This is a genomic window from Pseudomonas tensinigenes (assembly GCF_014268445.2).
In the GTDB taxonomy this organism is placed as follows: Bacteria; Pseudomonadota; Gammaproteobacteria; order Pseudomonadales; family Pseudomonadaceae; genus Aquipseudomonas; species Aquipseudomonas tensinigenes.
On sequence record NZ_CP077089.1, the window covers coordinates 2,848,999 to 2,865,844 of the forward strand.

The 16,846-nt window shown below is 61.2% G+C and carries 14 protein-coding genes; 6 read left to right on the top strand and 8 right to left on the bottom strand.

Features of this window, described 5'->3' with window-relative positions:
• Window positions 1–101: 101 nt before the first annotated feature.
• On the top strand, window positions 102–3,128 hold the full coding sequence (gene ydiJ / locus HU718_RS12655; RefSeq protein ID WP_186614353.1) for a D-2-hydroxyglutarate dehydrogenase YdiJ: 3,027 nt from the start codon (window positions 102–104) through the stop codon (window positions 3,126–3,128).
• Here the strand turns inward: ydiJ and HU718_RS12660 are convergent.
• Window positions 3,061–3,747, bottom strand: a complete 687-nt coding sequence (locus tag HU718_RS12660) for a paraquat-inducible protein A (protein ID WP_186614355.1) — start codon at window positions 3,745–3,747, stop codon at window positions 3,061–3,063. The genes ydiJ and HU718_RS12660 overlap by 68 nt on opposite strands.
• Window positions 3,744–4,340 (bottom strand): paraquat-inducible protein A, encoded by a 597-nt coding sequence (locus HU718_RS12665; protein ID WP_077573324.1) that lies wholly within the window; start codon window positions 4,338–4,340, stop codon window positions 3,744–3,746. The genes HU718_RS12660 and HU718_RS12665 overlap by 4 nt, the downstream gene beginning before the upstream one ends.
• Window positions 4,341–4,548: 208 nt before the next feature.
• Between HU718_RS12665 and HU718_RS12670 the strand changes: the two genes are divergently transcribed.
• Window positions 4,549–5,718, top strand: coding sequence for an acetyltransferase domain-containing protein (locus HU718_RS12670; RefSeq protein WP_150730971.1), 1,170 nt, complete (start codon window positions 4,549–4,551; stop codon window positions 5,716–5,718).
• 3 nt (window positions 5,719–5,721) lie between these two features.
• Here HU718_RS12670 and HU718_RS12675 read toward each other — a convergent pair whose 3' ends face one another.
• Complete coding sequence (locus HU718_RS12675) at window positions 5,722–6,612, bottom strand: LysR family transcriptional regulator (RefSeq protein ID WP_150730970.1); 891 nt, start codon at window positions 6,610–6,612, stop codon at window positions 5,722–5,724.
• A 132-nt stretch (window positions 6,613–6,744) separates the two neighbouring features.
• Between HU718_RS12675 and HU718_RS12680 the strand changes: the two genes are divergently transcribed.
• Both HU718_RS12680 and HU718_RS12685 read left to right on the top strand, forming a co-directional pair.
• Window positions 6,745–7,575 (top strand): oxidoreductase, encoded by an 831-nt coding sequence (locus HU718_RS12680; RefSeq protein WP_150730969.1) that lies wholly within the window; start codon window positions 6,745–6,747, stop codon window positions 7,573–7,575.
• A gap of 120 nt (window positions 7,576–7,695) precedes the next feature.
• Entirely contained in the window at window positions 7,696–9,240 is a 1,545-nt protein-coding gene (locus tag HU718_RS12685) for an MFS transporter (protein ID WP_186614357.1), read from the top strand.
• Between the two features lie 114 nt (window positions 9,241–9,354).
• On the opposite strand, the gene HU718_RS12690 is transcribed toward HU718_RS12685, so the two are convergent.
• Window positions 9,355–10,746 (bottom strand): aldehyde dehydrogenase family protein, encoded by a 1,392-nt coding sequence (locus tag HU718_RS12690; RefSeq protein WP_186614359.1) that lies wholly within the window; start codon window positions 10,744–10,746, stop codon window positions 9,355–9,357.
• Between the two features lie 103 nt (window positions 10,747–10,849).
• Here HU718_RS12690 and ptrR point away from each other — a divergent pair, with 103 nt between their 5' ends.
• On the top strand, window positions 10,850–11,728 hold the full coding sequence (gene ptrR / locus HU718_RS12695) for a putrescine utilization regulator PtrR (protein ID WP_186614361.1): 879 nt from the start codon (window positions 10,850–10,852) through the stop codon (window positions 11,726–11,728).
• Window positions 11,729–11,755: 27 nt separating this feature from the next.
• Here the strand turns inward: ptrR and HU718_RS12700 are convergent, their stop codons facing one another.
• Together HU718_RS12700 and HU718_RS12705 are read right to left on the bottom strand one after the other, a co-directional pair.
• Window positions 11,756–13,321 (bottom strand): aldehyde dehydrogenase (NADP(+)), encoded by a 1,566-nt coding sequence (locus HU718_RS12700; protein ID WP_186614363.1) that lies wholly within the window; start codon window positions 13,319–13,321, stop codon window positions 11,756–11,758.
• On the bottom strand, window positions 13,318–13,956 hold the full coding sequence (locus tag HU718_RS12705; RefSeq protein WP_186614365.1) for a cysteine hydrolase family protein: 639 nt from the start codon (window positions 13,954–13,956) through the stop codon (window positions 13,318–13,320). Before HU718_RS12705 ends, HU718_RS12700 begins: the two co-directional genes overlap by 4 nt.
• Window positions 13,957–14,054: 98 nt before the next feature.
• Between HU718_RS12705 and HU718_RS12710 the strand changes: the two genes are divergently transcribed.
• Window positions 14,055–14,552 carry a winged helix-turn-helix transcriptional regulator gene (locus tag HU718_RS12710; protein ID WP_150707558.1) on the top strand — a complete coding sequence of 166 codons (498 nt, stop codon included), beginning with the start codon at window positions 14,055–14,057 and terminating at the stop codon, window positions 14,550–14,552.
• A 6-nt stretch (window positions 14,553–14,558) separates the two neighbouring features.
• Here the strand turns inward: HU718_RS12710 and HU718_RS12715 are convergent, their stop codons facing one another.
• Both HU718_RS12715 and HU718_RS12720 read right to left on the bottom strand, forming a co-directional pair.
• Window positions 14,559–15,182 (bottom strand): glutathione S-transferase family protein, encoded by a 624-nt coding sequence (locus HU718_RS12715; RefSeq protein WP_186614367.1) that lies wholly within the window; start codon window positions 15,180–15,182, stop codon window positions 14,559–14,561.
• Window positions 15,183–15,281: 99 nt separating this feature from the next.
• Window positions 15,282–16,697, bottom strand: a complete 1,416-nt coding sequence (locus tag HU718_RS12720) for a purine-cytosine permease family protein (RefSeq protein ID WP_186614370.1) — start codon at window positions 16,695–16,697, stop codon at window positions 15,282–15,284.
• Window positions 16,698–16,846 lie beyond the last annotated feature (149 nt).

Consider the following 16,846-nt stretch of genomic DNA (forward strand, 5'->3'; position numbering starts at 1 on the left):
ATGAACATGGGCACCATGAGATGGCGGAGCCTGACGTAATCATTCGTTGCGTACAACTGTTTACCGCCACGCGGCCCGATTTGACCGAGATGACCTGACCGATGATTGCCCAGCTGTCCCCCGCCAACGCCCTGACCAGCGATTACCAGCAGTTCCTCAAAGCCCTGAAAGCCAGCGGCTTTCGCGGTGAGATCAGCGCCGACTACGCCAGCCGCGTGGTGCTGGCGACTGACAACTCGATCTATCAGCGCCTGCCGCAAGCGGCGGTGTTTCCGCTGGATGCCGAGGACGTGGCGCGGGTGGCGCGGTTGATCGCCGAGCCGGCGTATCAGCAAGTGGTGATCACTCCGCGCGGCGGTGGCACCGGCACCAACGGCCAATCGCTGACCGACGGCATCGTCGTCGATCTGTCGCGGCACATGAACCGCATCCTCGAAATCAACGTCGAGCAGCGCTGGGTGCGGGTGCAGGCCGGGGTGGTCAAGGACCAGCTCAATGCCGCGCTGAAATCCGCCGGGCTGTTTTTCGCCCCGGAGTTGTCGACCTCCAACCGCGCCACCGTCGGCGGCATGATCAACACCGATGCCAGTGGTCAGGGCAGTTGCACCTACGGCAAGACCCGCGACCACGTGCTCGAACTCGACATGGTCTTGCGCGGTGGCGAGCGCCTGCGCGGTTTGCCCCTTGAGGAAACTGAGCTTGAAGCGTTGTGCGCCCGCGAAGATCGCGTCGGTGAGGTCTATCGCTGCGCGCGGCAGATCATTGATGAGCAGGGTGAACTGATCAAACAGCGCTTCCCCGATCTCAACCGCTGCCTGACCGGTTATGACCTCGCGCATCTGCGTGAGGCTGACCAGCGTTTCAACCTCAACAGCGTGCTGTGCGGTGCTGAAGGCTCGCTGGGTTTTGTCGTTGAGGCGCGGTTGAATGTGTTGCCGATTCCCAAGCACACGATGCTGGTGAACATCCGCTACGCCGGGTTCATGGACGCACTGCGCGATGCGCGGGCCTTGATGGCACTCAAGCCATTGTCGATCGAAACCGTCGACTCGAAAGTGCTGTTGCTGGCGATGCAGGACATCGTCTGGCACGGCGTCGCCGAGTATTTCCCGGAAAGCGCCGAGCGGCCGACCTTGGGCATCAATCTGGTGGAGTTTTGCGGCGACGATCCGGAGGATTTGCAGCGCCGGGTCGAAGCGTTCGTCGACCACTTGAGCTGCGACCGCACGGTTGAGCGTTTGGGCCACACGCTGGCGGTCGGTCATGCGGCGGTGAACAAGGTCTACGGCATGCGTAAACGTGCGGTGGGCCTGCTCGGCAACGTCGCCGGTGAAGCGCGGCCGCAGCCGTTCGTTGAAGACACCGCAGTGCCGCCGCAGCACTTGGCCGAGTACATCGCCGAGTTGCGCGACCTGCTCGACAGCCATGGTTTGCAGTACGGCATGTTCGGTCACGTCGATGCAGGCGTGCTGCACGTGCGGCCGATCCTCGACATGAAAGACCCGCAACAAGCGGCGCTGGTGCGCCCGGTGTCCGATGGCGTCGCCGCGCTGACCCAGCGTTACGGTGGCCTGTTGTGGGGCGAGCACGGCAAAGGCTTGCGCTCGGAATACGCGCCGGCATTTTTCGGTGAGCTGTATCCGGCACTGCAAGCCTTGAAGGCCGCGTTCGACCCGTTCAACCAGTTCAACCCGGGCAAGATCGCCACCGCGGCGAACACCGGCGCCGCACTGCTGAAAATCGACGAAGTGACTCTGCGCGGCGAACTCGACCGGCAGATCGACGAAAAGGTCTGGCAAAGCTACGGCGCGGCCATGCATTGCAACGGCAACGGCGCCTGCTACAACTTCGATCCCGATGACGCGATGTGCCCGTCATGGAAAGCCACCCGTGAACGCGCTCAGTCGCCCAAGGGCCGCGCCTCGTTGATCCGCGAGTGGCTGCGTTTGCAGGGCGAGGCGGGTGTCGACGTGTTGTCCGATGCGATTCGCAAGCCGGCGTTTTTCAGCGCGTTGTGGCAGCGCTGGCGCAACAGCCGTACGCAGGCCGAAGACTTCTCCCATGAAGTCTATGACGCCATGGCCGGTTGCCTGGCGTGCAAATCCTGCGCAGGGCAGTGCCCGGTGAAGGTCAATGTGCCGGAGTTTCGTTCGCGCTTTCTCGAGCTGTATCACAGCCGGTATCTGCGCCCGGCGCGGGATTATCTGATCGCCTCGCTGGAGTACAGCATTCCGTACATGGCGCGGATTCCGGCGCTGTACAACGGGTTGATGGGCGCCTCATTCGTTCGCAGCCTGCTGGAACGGGTCGGCGGCATGATCGACGTGCCGTTGCTCAGTCGTTTTGATTTCCATGCGGCGATGCGCCGTTGGCAGGTGCAACCGGCGAAGGTTTCGACGTTGTCGGCGCTGACCGAGGCGCAACGTGCGCGCAGTGTGGTCATCGTGCAGGACGCCTTCACGCGCTACTTCGAAGCGCCGCTGTTGGCCGATCTGGTCGAATTGATTTCGCGCCTCGGCTATCAGGTGTATCTGGCACCGTTCAGCGCCAACGGCAAGCCGTTGCATGTGCAGGGCTTCCTCTCGGCGTTCAACCGCGCGGCGTTGCGCAATGCGCGGCAGTTGCGTGAATTGGCCGATGTGGGCGTGCCGTTGTTGGGCCTCGATCCGGCGATGACGCTGGTGTATCGCCAGGAATACCTGAAAGTGCCGGGCATGCAGCAATGCCCGGAGGTGGCATTGGTTCAGGAGTGGTTGCTCAAGGTGATGCCGGAGCAGGCGCCACAGGATGCAACCGCGTCGTTCCGACTGCTGGCCCACTGCACCGAGAAAACCAACGCCCCGGCCGCCACCCGCCAGTGGGAACAGGTATTCGAACGCGCAGGATTGAAGCTGGCCACGCAAGCCACCGGTTGCTGCGGCATGTCCGGCACGTATGGCCACGAAGCGCGCAATCGCCAAACCTCAGCGGTGATCTACGAGCAGTCGTGGGCACGTCAGATAGACGCGCCGACAGAGCAGGGCGAAGCACTGGCCACGGGGTATTCCTGCCGCAGTCAGGTCAAGCGCCAGTCGGATCAGGCACTGCGCCACCCGTTGCAGGTGCTGCTTGAGGTTCAGCGTCGCTGAGGGATTCGTCCGTGTCCTTGTCCCAGATCAGGCGCGGATCGAAACTCATCGCTGCGAGCATGGTGAACACCACGACCAGGCCGAAAAACAGAATGCCCGGTCGTGGCTCGATATCGCCCAGCGCCTGAAACTTCACCAATGCTGCGACCAGCGCCACCACCAGCACGTCGAGCATCGACCAATAGCCGATCAGCTCGACGAAGCGGAACAGCTTCGAGCGCTCTTTGCGCGCCCAGGCGCTGTCGCGCTGCACGGTCATCAGCAGCAGCGTCAGGGCGACGAACTTGACTCCCGGCACGGCGATGCTGGCGATGAAAATGATCAGCGCGATGTCCCAGGCGCCGTGCTCCCAGAACTCCAGCACGCCGCTCATGATCGTGCTGTCGGCGCCGCTGCCGAGCATGGTGGTGTTCATCACCGGCAGCAGATTGGCCGGCACGTAAAACGCCAGCGCCGCGAGCATGTAGGCCCAAGTGCGCGCCAGTGAATTGGTCTTGCGCCGGTGCAGCGGCGCGTCGCAACGCGGGCACTCGTGCGGCTCGTCGGTCATGTCGCAAGCCAGCCCGCAGCTGTGGCACAGGCACAGATTGAGTTCGCTGGCAGTCGGTGGCCGTTTCATAGAATGTCCCAGAGGTCGCGGATATCGCGGCCGGCAATCCTGATCATCATCAGGCTCAGCACGGCCAGTGCGAACAGGCCGATGCCGGGCAACACGTCGAGCAATCCGGCCAGTTTGAACACCGCCACCATCGCTCCGAGCAGGCATACCTCAAGCATGCTCCACGGCCGCAGGGTTTCCAGCCAGCGCATGCACAGCTTGAAGCCCGGCGCGCGTCGCGATGACAGCGCGAAACTAAGCACCCAGATCAGCAGCACCAGTTGAAATGCCGGGGCAATGATGATCGAAATCGCCGCGACCATCGCCATGAACGTGATCGGCCCCTGACTCAGCGCCAGCACTGAATCCCACAGCGTCGCGCTGTTTTTCAGGCCTTTGAGACTGATGCTCATCACCGGATAGAAATTGGCGAACAGCCATAACATCGCCGCTGTGAAGGTCAAGGCCAGGCGCTGTTCGACGGTCAAACCGTTGAAGCGCTGCAGTACGCCGCCGCAGCGCACGCACGAGGTTTTCTGGTGTTTGGCCAGCACGGCTTTTTCGTACACACAGTCGCAGTGCTCGCAAATGATCAGGTGTTCGGTGTTGACCATGGACAACGCTCGACAGCAAGCCGCAAGGGCAGGGGACTTGATCACTATAGAAGCCTGAGGCTATTGGGCAACTTGTGCGGCTGAGGTTTTCTGAGAATCACTATCGATTGAGCTTGGGTTTTTACTGTTTATTGTTATAAGGTAACGTGAATTTTTAGCGGTGTTCCTGCTGGGCACCTGCTGTTATCCCTTCGATTGCGAAACGCTCATGACGATTGTGCTTCCTCGTTCTGCCCCGTTAGCCACTGGCCGGCTGCTGTCCATTGATGCCCTCAGAGGCCTGGTCATTCTGTTCATGCTGCTCGACCACGTGCGTGAAACCTTTTTGCTGCATCGCCAGGTCAGCGACCCGATGGACATTGCCAGCACTGAACCGGCGCTGTTTTTCAGTCGCACCCTGGCGCATCTGTGCGCGCCGGTATTTGTGTTGCTGACGGGATTGTCGGCATGGTTGTTCGGCGAAAAGTACGCAGGCAAGGCCGATGTCAGCGCCTTTCTGTTCAAGCGTGGTCTGTTTCTGGTGCTACTGGAATTCACGTTGGTGAACTTCGCGTGGACCTTCCAGCTGCCACCGAGCGTGATTTATCTGCAAGTGATCTGGGCGATCGGCTTGAGCATGATCGCCTTGTCGCTGCTGGTCTGGCTGCCGCGCTGGCTGTTGCTGACGTTGAGCCTGATGATCATCGGCGGACACAACCTGCTCGACGCGGTGCATTTTCCAGTGGAGTCGGCGCTGCATGTGCCGTGGGCGATTTTGCATGATCGTGGCTGGATCGAAGTCAGCGACACTCTGCGCCTGCGCACGTCGTATCCGTTGTTGCCTTGGATCGGTGTGATCGGTCTGGGTTATGCGCTGGGGCCGTGGTTCGCTCGCGGCGTTGAAGCGGGATTTCGTCAACTGCACCTGCTGATTGCTGGTAGCGCCGGACTGCTCGGTTTTGTCGGGCTGCGGCTGATCAATGGCTATGGCGAAAAACCGTGGGCCGTGGGCGACACGTCCGTGCAAACCCTGATGAGCTTTTTCAACATCACCAAGTACCCGCCGTCGTTGCTGTTTATCGCGCTGACCGTGAGCGTCGGGCTGTTGCTGCTACTGGCATTCGAACGCTTGCAGGATCGTCGCTGGATTCGCTGGTTGACCGTGTTCGGTTCGGCGCCGATGTTTTTCTACCTGCTGCATCTGTACGCGTTGAAGGTGTTGTACCTGATCGGCGTGGCCCTGTTCGGGCTGAATCAGGGCAGCTATTTCGGCTTCTCGTCAGTGGCGGCGATCTGGCTGGCGGCAGCGCTTCTGTCAATTGCGCTGTTCCCGGCCGTGCGCTGGTTCTCGGCGTTGAAGGCCCGTCGTCGCGACATCGCCTGGTTGAAGTACCTGTAAGCGCTAGTGCCGGTTGCGCACGAAGTCGATAAACGCCTTCAGCGCTGCCGGCACATGACGGCGGCTCGGGTAGTACAGGTGCAGACCTGGATAGTACGGGCACCAGTCTGCCAGCACTTGCAGCAGACGCCCGCTGGCCAAGTGTTCGCTGACCATATCTTCGAACACATAGGCCAGGCCCAGCCCTTGCAGCGCGGGCCCGACCATCAGGCTGACATCGCCGAGGGTCAGCGGGCCGTTGACCTCGATTTCCTGGGCGATGCCGCCGCGTTCGAGTTCCCAGCGGTACATCGAACCGCTGGGGTAGCGGTGGCGGATGCACGGCAGTCCGTGCAGGTCCTCGGGTTTTTGCGGTGCCACATGGCGTTCGAAAAACGCGGGGGAACCGACCACCACTGAACGCATTGTCGGGCCAATTGGCAGCGACACCATGTCGGCCTCCAGGCGATCGCCGAAGCGCACGCCGGCATCGAACCCGCTGGCGACGATATCCAGCAGCGCATCGCTCTCGACCACTTCCAGACGAATGTCCGGATACATCTGCAAAAACTCACTGGCAATCGGCAGTAACACCAGTTCGCAGGCTTGCCGCCCGCAGGTGATGCGCAGATTGCCTGAGGGTTTGTCACGGAAGTGATTGAGATCTTCCAAAGCATCGTCGATGTCGCGGAATGCCGGTTTCAGTCGGGCATACAGGCGCTCGCCAGCCTCGGTCAATGCCACGCTGCGGGTGGTGCGATTGAACAGGCGCACGCCTAGACGGTTTTCCAGCGCCTTCACCGAATGGCTCAGGGCGGAGGGCGTCAGACCGAGTTCGATGGCGGCTTTACTGAAGTTCAGGTACTGCGCGGTGCAGAGGAAAACGCTGAGATCCGCCGCCGAAGGTGATTTCATCTGTGAATACCTTTCACAAAGCCATGCAAAATTGTTGGGATTATCACATCAGTAGCACGGCCTTAAAGTCGCATCAACTCATCAAGAAGACCTGGCACCCTCGCCAAAGGTCGCAGACAGGAGGAGTTGAAAATGCGTACCTGGTTCATTACTGGCGCTTCCCGTGGTTTTGGCATCCTCATCGCAGAACGCGCCTTGCTTGCCGGTGACGCGGTGATCGCTACCGCGCGCAACCCGCAAGACATCACCGATCGTCTCGGCGATCAGCCGAACCTGCTGGCGGTGCGCCTCGACGTCACCCGCGAGGAAGAAGCACACCAAGCGGTTGCCGAAGGCATCAAGCGTTTTGGCCGTATCGATGTGCTGATCAACAACGCCGGTTTTGGTGTGCTCGGCGCCGTCGAAGAAACCAGCGCCAGCGAGACCGAGCGCTTGTTCGCGACCAATGTGTTCGGCCTGCTCAACGTCACCCGCGCGGTGTTGCCGCATATGCGCGCGCAACGCAGTGGCCGGGTGATCAACATCTCGTCGATCGGCGGTTATCAGGCGTACATGGGCTGGGGCGTTTACGGCTCGACCAAATTTGCCGTCGAAGGCATCACCGAAGCGTTGCATCAGGAACTGGCGCCGTTGGGCATTCAAGCCACGGTGGTCGAGCCGGGTTTCTTTCGCACCGATTTCCTTGATGAACAGTCGTTGATCAAAACGCAACTTGAGCTGCCGGACTACGACGAAACCGTGGGCAAGATGCGTGCGTTCGCCGAGGCGGCCAACCATGCGCAACCGGGTGATCCGCAGAAGTTTGCCGAGGCGATGCTGACGCTGGTCAATGCACCGAACCCGCCGCTGCGACTGGCGCTGGGTAGTGACACGGTTGCGCGGATCGAGGCGAAGAATCGGCTGGTGGCGCAGGAGTTGGAACAGTGGCAGGTATTGGCGCTGTCGACCGACTTCAACAACTGAACGCCAGAGCTGTGAGAGCGAGGCCGCTCGCTCTCATTGTCACCGTCTGCAAACTTCGGTGGATTTTTCACGCCTTATCTGCTGCGTAATGCAGCTTATTGATCCTCAAAGGATGGAATGATGAACGCTATGACTCAGCCGCACGGAGCGCGCGACAAGTTGCTCATACTCGCGGCCGTTTGCCTCTCGGCACTGGTCTTGCCGTTAAGTTTTACTGGCGGCGCGGTGGCGACACCAGCCATCGGCCGTGACCTGGGCGGCAGCCCGGTGGCGCTGACCTGGATCACCAACGCGTTCATGTTGTCGTTCGGCAGTTTGCTGATGGCCGCCGGCGCATTGGCTGATGTGTATGGACGCAAACGCCTGTTCACCTTCGGCATGCTGCTGTTTACCGTCGCCTCGATCGCGCAGAGTCTGGCGCCTTCGGTGTTCTGGCTGGATGTGCTGCGCGCCGTTCAAGGCGTGGCGGGGGCGGCGGCGCTGGCCAGCGGCTCGGCGGCGCTGGCGCAAGAGTTCGAAGGGCATGCCCGGACCCGGGCGTACAGCGTGCTCGGTACAACGTTCGGCATCGGTCTGGCGTTCGGACCCTTGATGGCCGGGGCGTTGATCGAGGCCTTCAACTGGCGGGCGATTTTTGTCTTTACGGCGTTGATCGGTGTGATCGCGATGGTCTTCGGTCTGCCGCGCATGCGCGAAACCCGCGACCCGGATGCCAAAGGGCTGGACTGGCTGGGCACGGTGCTTTTCAGTGCGATGCTGGCGCTGTTCACTTTCGGCCTGATCCAGGCGCCGGACAGTGGCTGGGAAAGCCCGCTCGTGATCGGTTTGCTGGGCGCTTCGGCCGTGTTGTTGGCAGCTTTCGTGATCGTCGAAATGCGCGTCGAACGGCCGATGCTCGATCTGACCCTGTTCCGTTATCCGCGATTCATTGGCGTGCAGGTGCTGCCGATCGGCACGTGTTTCTGCTACATCGTGCTGGTGGTGATGTTGCCGCTGCGCTTCATCGGCGTTGAGGGGCTGAGCGAGATCGACGCCGGTCTGCTGTTGCTGGCGTTGTCGGCGCCGATGTTGGTGGTGCCGATGCTGGCCGCGTCGCTGGCGCGCTTTGTATCCGCTGGCATTTTGTCCGGCGCCGGGTTCCTGATTGCCGCCGTGGGCCTGCATTGGCTGAGTCTGTACAACGTCGGTGACGCGAAATTTGCGCTGGTGGTGCCGATGCTGCTGATCGGCATTGGCGCCGGTTTGCCGTGGGGGCTGATGGATGGTTTGTCGGTCAGTGTCGTGCCGAAAGAACGCGCCGGCATGGCGGCGGGCATCTTCAGCACTGTGCGAGTGGCGGGTGAGGGGATTGCCCTGGCGATTGTCGCGGCAGTGCTGGCTTCAGTGTTGCACGCTGATCTGTCGAGTGCCATGCACGTGGTGGCGGGTAGCGCCGAGGCGTCGCTGATTGCCGAGACCGCGCACCGGGTGACCACGGGTGATATGGCGCATGCGATCAACACGGTTCCCGGGCTGGCCAACGAACGTTTGGTGCAAGGTTATGCGGCGGCGTTTCAGTATCTGCTGCACATCCTGACGGTGATCACCCTCGCATCGGCGGCGGTGGTGCTGGGATTATTGAGCAAGGATCGCAGCGTCGCGGAGCCGCAACAGGCAGCCGCATAAACCCAATGTGGGAGCGAGCCTGCTCGCGATAGCGGTGAGTCAGCAACGGATGGGTTGACTGACATTGCCTCTTCGCGAGCAGGCTCGCTCCCACAGGGTTTTCCGGTGTCTGGGTTATTTGCGATCCAGCCACACGGTCTGGGCGTTGCAGAATTCGCGCACGCCGAAGTGCGACAGCTCACGACCGAAACCGCTCTTCTTCACGCCGCCAAAGGTCACGCGCGGGTCGCTGGCGGAGTAGCCGTTGATGAATACGCCCCCGGTGTCCAGTTCGCTGGTCAGTTGCTGGGCCAGTGCGACGTTGGCGGTGTAGATCGTGGCGGTCAGGCCGAATTCGCTGTCGTTGGCCAGTGCCACGGCATGCGCGCAATCGCGGGCGGTGATGATCGAAGCGACCGGGCCGAACAGTTCCTGTTTGAACGAGGTCATGCGGTCGGTGACATCGGCCAGTACGGTCGGCTCGTAGTAGTTGCCCGGGCCTTCGGATTTGCCGCCGCCAAGCAACAGCGTTGCGCCTTCTTCCAGAGTGTCGCGTACCTGCTGGTCGAGTTCATCGCGCAGGTCGAAGCGCGCCATCGGGCCAATGTAGGTGTCGGCGGACAACGGATCGCCGACCTTCAACTTGCGCGTGGCCTCGACAAACTTGCGGGTGAATTCTTCAACCACGCCTGCTTCGATGATCAATCGTTTGGCCGCTGCGCAGACCTGACCGGAGTTCTGATAGCGACCGATCACCGCCGCTTGCACGGCTTCATCCAGATCGGCGTCGTTGAGCACGATAAACGGATCGGAACCGCCGAGTTCCAGCACGCATTTCTTCAGCGCGGCACCGGCCTGAGCGCCGATGGCCATACCGGCACGCACGCTGCCGGTCAGCGTTACAGCGGCGATGCGTGGATCGGCAATCGCGGTGGAAACGCCTTCCGGGGTGACGTTGATCACCTCAAAAACACCCTCGGCGAAACCGGCGCGAGTAAACGCGTCGCGCAACAGATAGGCGCTGCCCATCACGTTCGGCGCGTGCTTGAGCACGTAAGTGTTGCCAGCGATCAGCGCCGGAACGGCACCGCGCAGTACTTGCCAGATCGGGAAGTTCCACGGCATCACCGCGAGAATCGGGCCGAGCGGACGGTATTCGATGCGCGCCTTGCCACCTTCAACCTGCGTCGGCTCAGCGTCGAGCATGGCCGGGCCGTGTTCGGCGTACCACTCGCAAAGCTTGGCGCATTTCTCGATTTCGCCACGGGCCTGAGCGATCGGCTTGCCCATTTCCTGGGTGATCATCGTGGCCATGGCTTCGCTGGTTTCACGCAATGCACCGGCCAGGGCGCTCAACAAGCGCGAGCGATCTTGCAGCGGCTTGCGTTTCCATTTGCCGAAGCCGTAGGCGGCGCGGGTCAGTGCGGCGTCGAGCGCGGCGGCGGATTCAAACGCGTAATGACCAATCTGCTCGCCGTTGGCGGGGTTGATCGAGATGGCGTGGGTCTGGCTGGAAATCTGGCTCATGGCATCGTCCTGCAGGTTCGTCGGATGGGCTTAGAGTAGGGTGGTGTTTGTTTTCTGGAAACTGAATAATAAAGATCGTTTCTTTCACGATTGGAGAATGGCTGTGGATCTGGTCCAGCTGGAAATCTTCAAAGCCGTTGCCGAACACGGCAGCATCAGCGCCGCCGCCGCGCAGATCCATCGCGTGCCGTCGAACCTGACCACGCGGATCAAGCAGCTTGAGCAGGATCTGGGCGTTGATCTGTTTATCCGCGAGAAAAGCCGTTTGCGCCTGTCGCCGGCGGGGTGGAGTTTTCTCGAATACGCGCGACGGATTCTCGATCTGGTGCAGGAGGCTCGGGCGACGGTGGCGGGCGAAGAACCGCAAGGCGCCTTTCCGTTGGGTTCGCTGGAAAGCACGGCGGCGGTGCGCATCCCCGAATTGCTTGCGGCATACAACCAACTGCACCCGAAAGTCGATCTCGACCTGTCCACCGGGCCGTCCGGCACGATGATCGATGGCGTGCTCTCCGGACGGCTCGCGGCAGCATTTGTCGACGGCCCTGTGCTGCATCCGACGCTGGAAGGTGTGCCGGCATTCGAGGAAGAAATGGTCATCATCGCGCCGCTCAACCACGCGCCCGTCAAGCGCGCAGCGGACGTAAACGGCGAAAACATTTATGCCTTCCGTTCCAACTGCTCCTACCGTCATCACTTCGAAAAATGGTTCAGCACCGACGCTGCCGTACCGGGCAAGATCTTCGAAATGGAGTCGTACCACGGCATGCTCGCCTGCGTCAGCGCCGGTGCTGGCCTGGCACTGATGCCGCGCAAAATGCTGCAGAGCATGCCCGGCAGTGCCACGGTCAGCGTCTGGCCATTGGCGGCGGACTTTCGTTATCTGACCACTTGGCTGGTGTGGCGACGGGGTACGGTGTCGCGCAGCCTGAGCATGTTTGTGCGTTTGCTGGAAGAGCGCGGGGTGGTGCGCGCAGACGCATGATCGCGTCTGCCGCGCACTGGATCGCTGTTATTGCCCGTCGACGCTGCGTGGCAGCTGCAGCGGATTGCCCTCGCGCAACGTCTGTGGCAACAACTCATCCGGAAAACCCTGATAAGCCACGGGACGCAAGAAGCGTTCGATCGAGGTCATGCCGACCGAGGTGAAGCGGCTGTCCGACGTCGCCGGAAACGGCCCGCCGTGCACCGTGGCGTACGTCACTTCCTGTGGATGCGCGAAAGCGTTGACCACGATGCGTCCGGTGCGCCGTTCGAGGATCGGCAGGAGGCGCCGAGCGAGTTCCAGGTCAGGATCTTCAAGGTGGATAGCGGCGCTGAGCTGTCCCCTGAACGAGCGGGCGACCGCCAGCAGTTCCTCGGCATCACTGACCGCCACCAGCAGCGCCGACGGGCCGAACACCTCATGGGCCAGTGCCGGTTCGCCGAGCAAATGCTGCCCCTCGATTTCCAGCAAGGCCGCACGTCCGGCGAACGTGGCATCGGCCGGCTTGCCTGCCGCGATCACCTGCGCGCCGGCACTTTCCATTGCCACCAGACCCTCAACGTAGGCGCCATGAATACCCGGCGTCAGCATTGTCCGTGCCGGTGCCTCGCTGACCCGTTTACGCATGGCGTTGCGCAGTTCATCAAACCCCGCACCGCGGATGGCGATCAGGATCGACGGACACAAACAGGCCTGCCCGACGTTGACCAGCATCCGTTCGATGAAGCCGTCGCCGATTTCGGCGCCGCGAGCCGCCAGCGCCTCGGGCAGGATGAAGGTCGGGTTGACGCTGGTCATTTCGGTGAATACCGGGATCGGCTCGGGTCGCAATTGCGCACGGCGATAGAGCGCCATGCCACCCGGTTCGGAGCCGGTAAAGGTCACAGCCTTGATCAACGGATGATCGACCAGCGCTTCGCCAATGGCATTGCCGCCGCCACGCACCATTGAAAAAACGCCTTCGGGCAAACCATGCGTCTGCACGGCTTTACGAATGGTCCGGGCCTGAATTTCCGAAGCGCCGGGATGCGCATTGTGTGCCTTGAGAATCACCGGAGCCCCGGCCGCCAATGCTGACGCGGTGTCGCCACCCGCCACCGAGTAGGAAATCGGAAAGTTGCTCGCGCCGAAAATCGCCACCGGGCCGATGGCGATTTTTTGCAGGCGATGATCCATCCGTGGGCGCGGCTGACGCTGGGGTTGCGCCGGGTCGATGGCCAGTTGCAGAAAGCGCCCCCGGCGCACCACATCGGCGAATTGGCGGAACTGGGTCGCGGCTTTCAACGCTTCGCCCTCAAGCTGAGCTTCGGGCAGTCCGGTTTCCAGCGCCGCGCGTGCCGCCAGTTCGCTGCGTACTTCGTCGAGGTTGTCAGCGATGCTCTCGAGGAAAGCCGCGCGTTCGGCCAGCGAGGTGTGGCTGTAGCGGTCAAATGCCGCATCGGCGAGTGTCGCTGCCTGATCAACCTGTGCCGCACCGCCGAAAGCAAAGTCCGGTTCGATCAGATGATCAGTCGCCGGGTTCAGCGCTTTCATTGTTCCTTCGGTGGCGGCGACATCCGCCGCGCCGATCAGCAAATGGCCGGTCAGATTCATTGCGCTTCACCCTGGGATTGGAGGTTGGCAATCAGTTCGTCCGTGCTGGCAATGACGTGAGCAAATGTCGGGCCATTGAGTTCGTGGGCGGCGTGCATCATTTCCGCTTTGAAGGCCGCCGTTGCATCGCGGACCAGGGTGACGTGGTAGCCCAGTTCCGCGGCATAGCGCGCGGTGGCTTCGATGCAGGTGTTGGCCAGCAGGCCGACGATGATCACGTGGGTGACGCCTTGTTGTTTCAGGCGAAAATCCAGGTCGGTGTTGGCGAAACCACTGGAGCCCCAGTGTTCCTGAACCACAATGTCGCCCTCTTGCGGGGCGAAATCCGGGTGCCATTCACCGCCCCATTCACCGCGGGCAAAATGGTGCATGTGCATGATCTTGCATTGGGTCGGGGTCGGGTGAGCCCAGCTTTCGTAGTCGCCTTTTTCCCAGCGGTGATGCGGTACGATGACCACCGGAATTTTCAGTTCGCGCACCGTGCGGTCGAGTTTGCGCAGGTTGTCGAGCAGGCCGTTCTCTTCAGCCATGGGTTTGATCAAAGGGAAAATCTTGCCGCCGTCCGAAAGAAAATCGTTGTATGGATCGACCAGCAGATAGGCGGTTCTGTCCAGCGGGTAGGAGGTATTCGACATGGCGGCTTGCTCCGGCAATGGGATTATCGGTGCGCAGGGCTTGTCCCGGCATCGTGTAGATATGATAATCATAGTAACTGTAAAAGAGGCAAGCCCTGATGGCAGTAAACGATAGTCTTCCTGACACGCTGTGCCCGATCTCCCGGGCCGAGACGATCGTCGGCGACCGCTGGACCGTGCTGGTTTTGCGCGAGTTGTTCATGGCCAATCATCGCTATGACGAGATCCAGGCGCAGACCGGCGGTACGCCGCAAATGGTCGCCGCGCGCCTGAAATGTCTGGAAGCGGATGGGCTGGTTGAGCGGCGCTTGTACAACGAGCGGCCGAAACGCTACGAGTATCACCTCACCGCGAAAGGCGAGGCGTTCTACCCGGTAATCATCGCGCTGCGGGCGTGGGGAGAGACCTGGTGCAAAGCACCGGAGGAGGGGCTGGCGGTGAACATGACCCATAAGAACTGCAACCACAGCGCCGGTCTCGGGCCGCTGTGCGAGCACTGCGGTGAAGCGTTGCGTCGGGAAGACCTGATCAGCCAGCCACAAGCAGCCTACGCCGCCGAACGGCTGGCGCGACATGAGGCGTTCAAAGGTAAATAAGCTCGATCACGGCGTACCGTTTCGACCGTGCAGCACGTAGCCGGGACGCAGGCTCAGACGCTCGTAATAAGCCTTTACCGCGGCAAAATCCGGGTGAGCCAATGGTGTTTCGAACCAGCGGTTCACCGACAGCCCGATGGGAATATCCGCCAGGGAAAACGCCTCGCCACTGACGTAAGCGCCGGTCTTTTCCAATTGCCGGTCGAGGATGGCCATGTTTCGCGCCCAGTCGCGGCAACCGGCTGACAATGCGGCGCTGTCCTGATGTTCCGGCGATTGGCGCGCCAGCGATAGAAACGCGTACGACCACGAGCGATTCAGCTCCGATGCCTGCCAGTCGATCCACTGATCAACCCGCGCCCGGGTTTGCGGTTCGGTCGGATAGAGGTGCAAACCGTCATAACGCGACACCAGATAACGAATGATCGTGTTCGATTCCCACAAGGTGAAATCACCGTCCTCAATCACCGGCACCATGGCACAGGGATTGAGCGCGAGGAACTCCGAATCGTTGGTCGATTTGAAGCCCGAACCCCAGTCTTCTCGCTCGAAAGGAATGTGCAATTCAGCGCAAGTCCACAGCACTTTGCGCACGTTGATCGATGAGGCTTTACCGAGTATTCGCAGCACTGGATGTCCCTTACCCAATCGTCGTCAGGCGTAAACAAATACCACACCGCAACGGAGAAGGCCCGCACAGCGCGGGCCTTCTTTTTCAGCGCATCAATCTCACAGATTGCCCGCCAGTTTTCCGCCCATCATCCGTCGACGGTAAGACGTGTCTCGGTTAGCCAGCCAGAAATACAACGGCGAGGTCACCAGCAGTCCCACCAGCCAGGACAGATCCGCACCGTTGATGTGCGCCGACACCGGGCCGACGTACAGCGGCGTGTTCATGAACGGGATCTGCACGGCGATGCCGATTGCGTAAGCCAGCAACGCCTGCGGGTTGTAGCGGCCGTAGATGCCGCCGTCGACCTGGAAGATTGACTGGATGTCGTACTGACCTTTGTGGATCGCATAGAAGTCGATCAGGTTGATCGCCGTCCACGGCACCAACACCACCAGCAACACCAGCACCATGTCGACGAAGTGGCCGATGAAGTCTTTCGAGGCGCCGACGGCGGCAAAGCAGCAAGCCAGCAACACGATGATCGAGATCACTGCGCGGCTCTTGGCGGTGGGGATCCAGCGGTAGGCGAAGGTCTGCACCAGAGTGATCAGCGACAGCACCGCGCCGTAAAGGTTGAGGGCGTTGTGGCTGATCACGCTGAGCAGAAACAGCACCAGCATCAGCGGGCCAATGGAACCGGTGGCGAGTTTCACTGCATCCATGGTGTCCATGCCGACGGGCGTCGCCAGCACCGCGACGGCGCCGAAAATAAACGCCAGACTCGAACCGAGCGCCGACCCCAAGTACGTGGTCCAGAACGTCGACGAGACTTTGACGTCGGCCGGCAAGTACCGCGAATAATCCGACACGTAAGGCGCAAACGCGATCTGCCACAGCGCGGCCAGCGACACGGTGGCCAGCCAACCGGAGAGGTTGAAGCTGCCACGGGTGAGGAAGTCGTCAGTCTGAATGTGGGTGAATATGTAGCCGAAACCGACGACGATGCCGATCCCCAGCACCCAGGTGCCGATGCGGTTGAGTACATGGATAAAGCGGTAGCCAATGATGCCGATGATTCCCGAACCGACTGCGCCAATGACGATACCGACCGGCACCGGAACGCTGTCGACCACGCCGTGCAACGACTTGCCGGCCAGCACGATGTTGGAAGCGAAGAAGCCGATGTACATGACGCCGGCGATCAGCACCACCAGCAACGCGCCAAGCGAGCCGAACTGCGCGCGACTCTGGATCATCTGCGGAATGCCCATCTGCGGGCCTTGCGCCGAGTGCAGCGCCATCAGCACACCACCGACCAGATGGCCGACGAGAATGGCGACGATGCCCCAGACCAGATTCAAGTGAAACAACTGCACGCCCAGCGCACCGGTAACGATGGGCAACGGCGCGATGTTGCCGCCGAACCAGAGCGTGAACAGATCCCTGACCTTTCCGTGGCGATCTTCGGGGGGCACGTATCCTATCGTGTGTTTTTCAATCAGCGGAGCGGAGGTTGCTGCAGGGGTAGCCATGACGAACTCCAAGGCAAGGATGAGTACGTGGACGTACTTCGGCAAGCGCCGGCACGGGCGGCGCATTTCTTGTTGAAGCGATCATGTGCAAAGCACCGCGAGAGATAAATTAGTAAGTTTGTTGCTACAGACCTTAAAAAAAATATGCT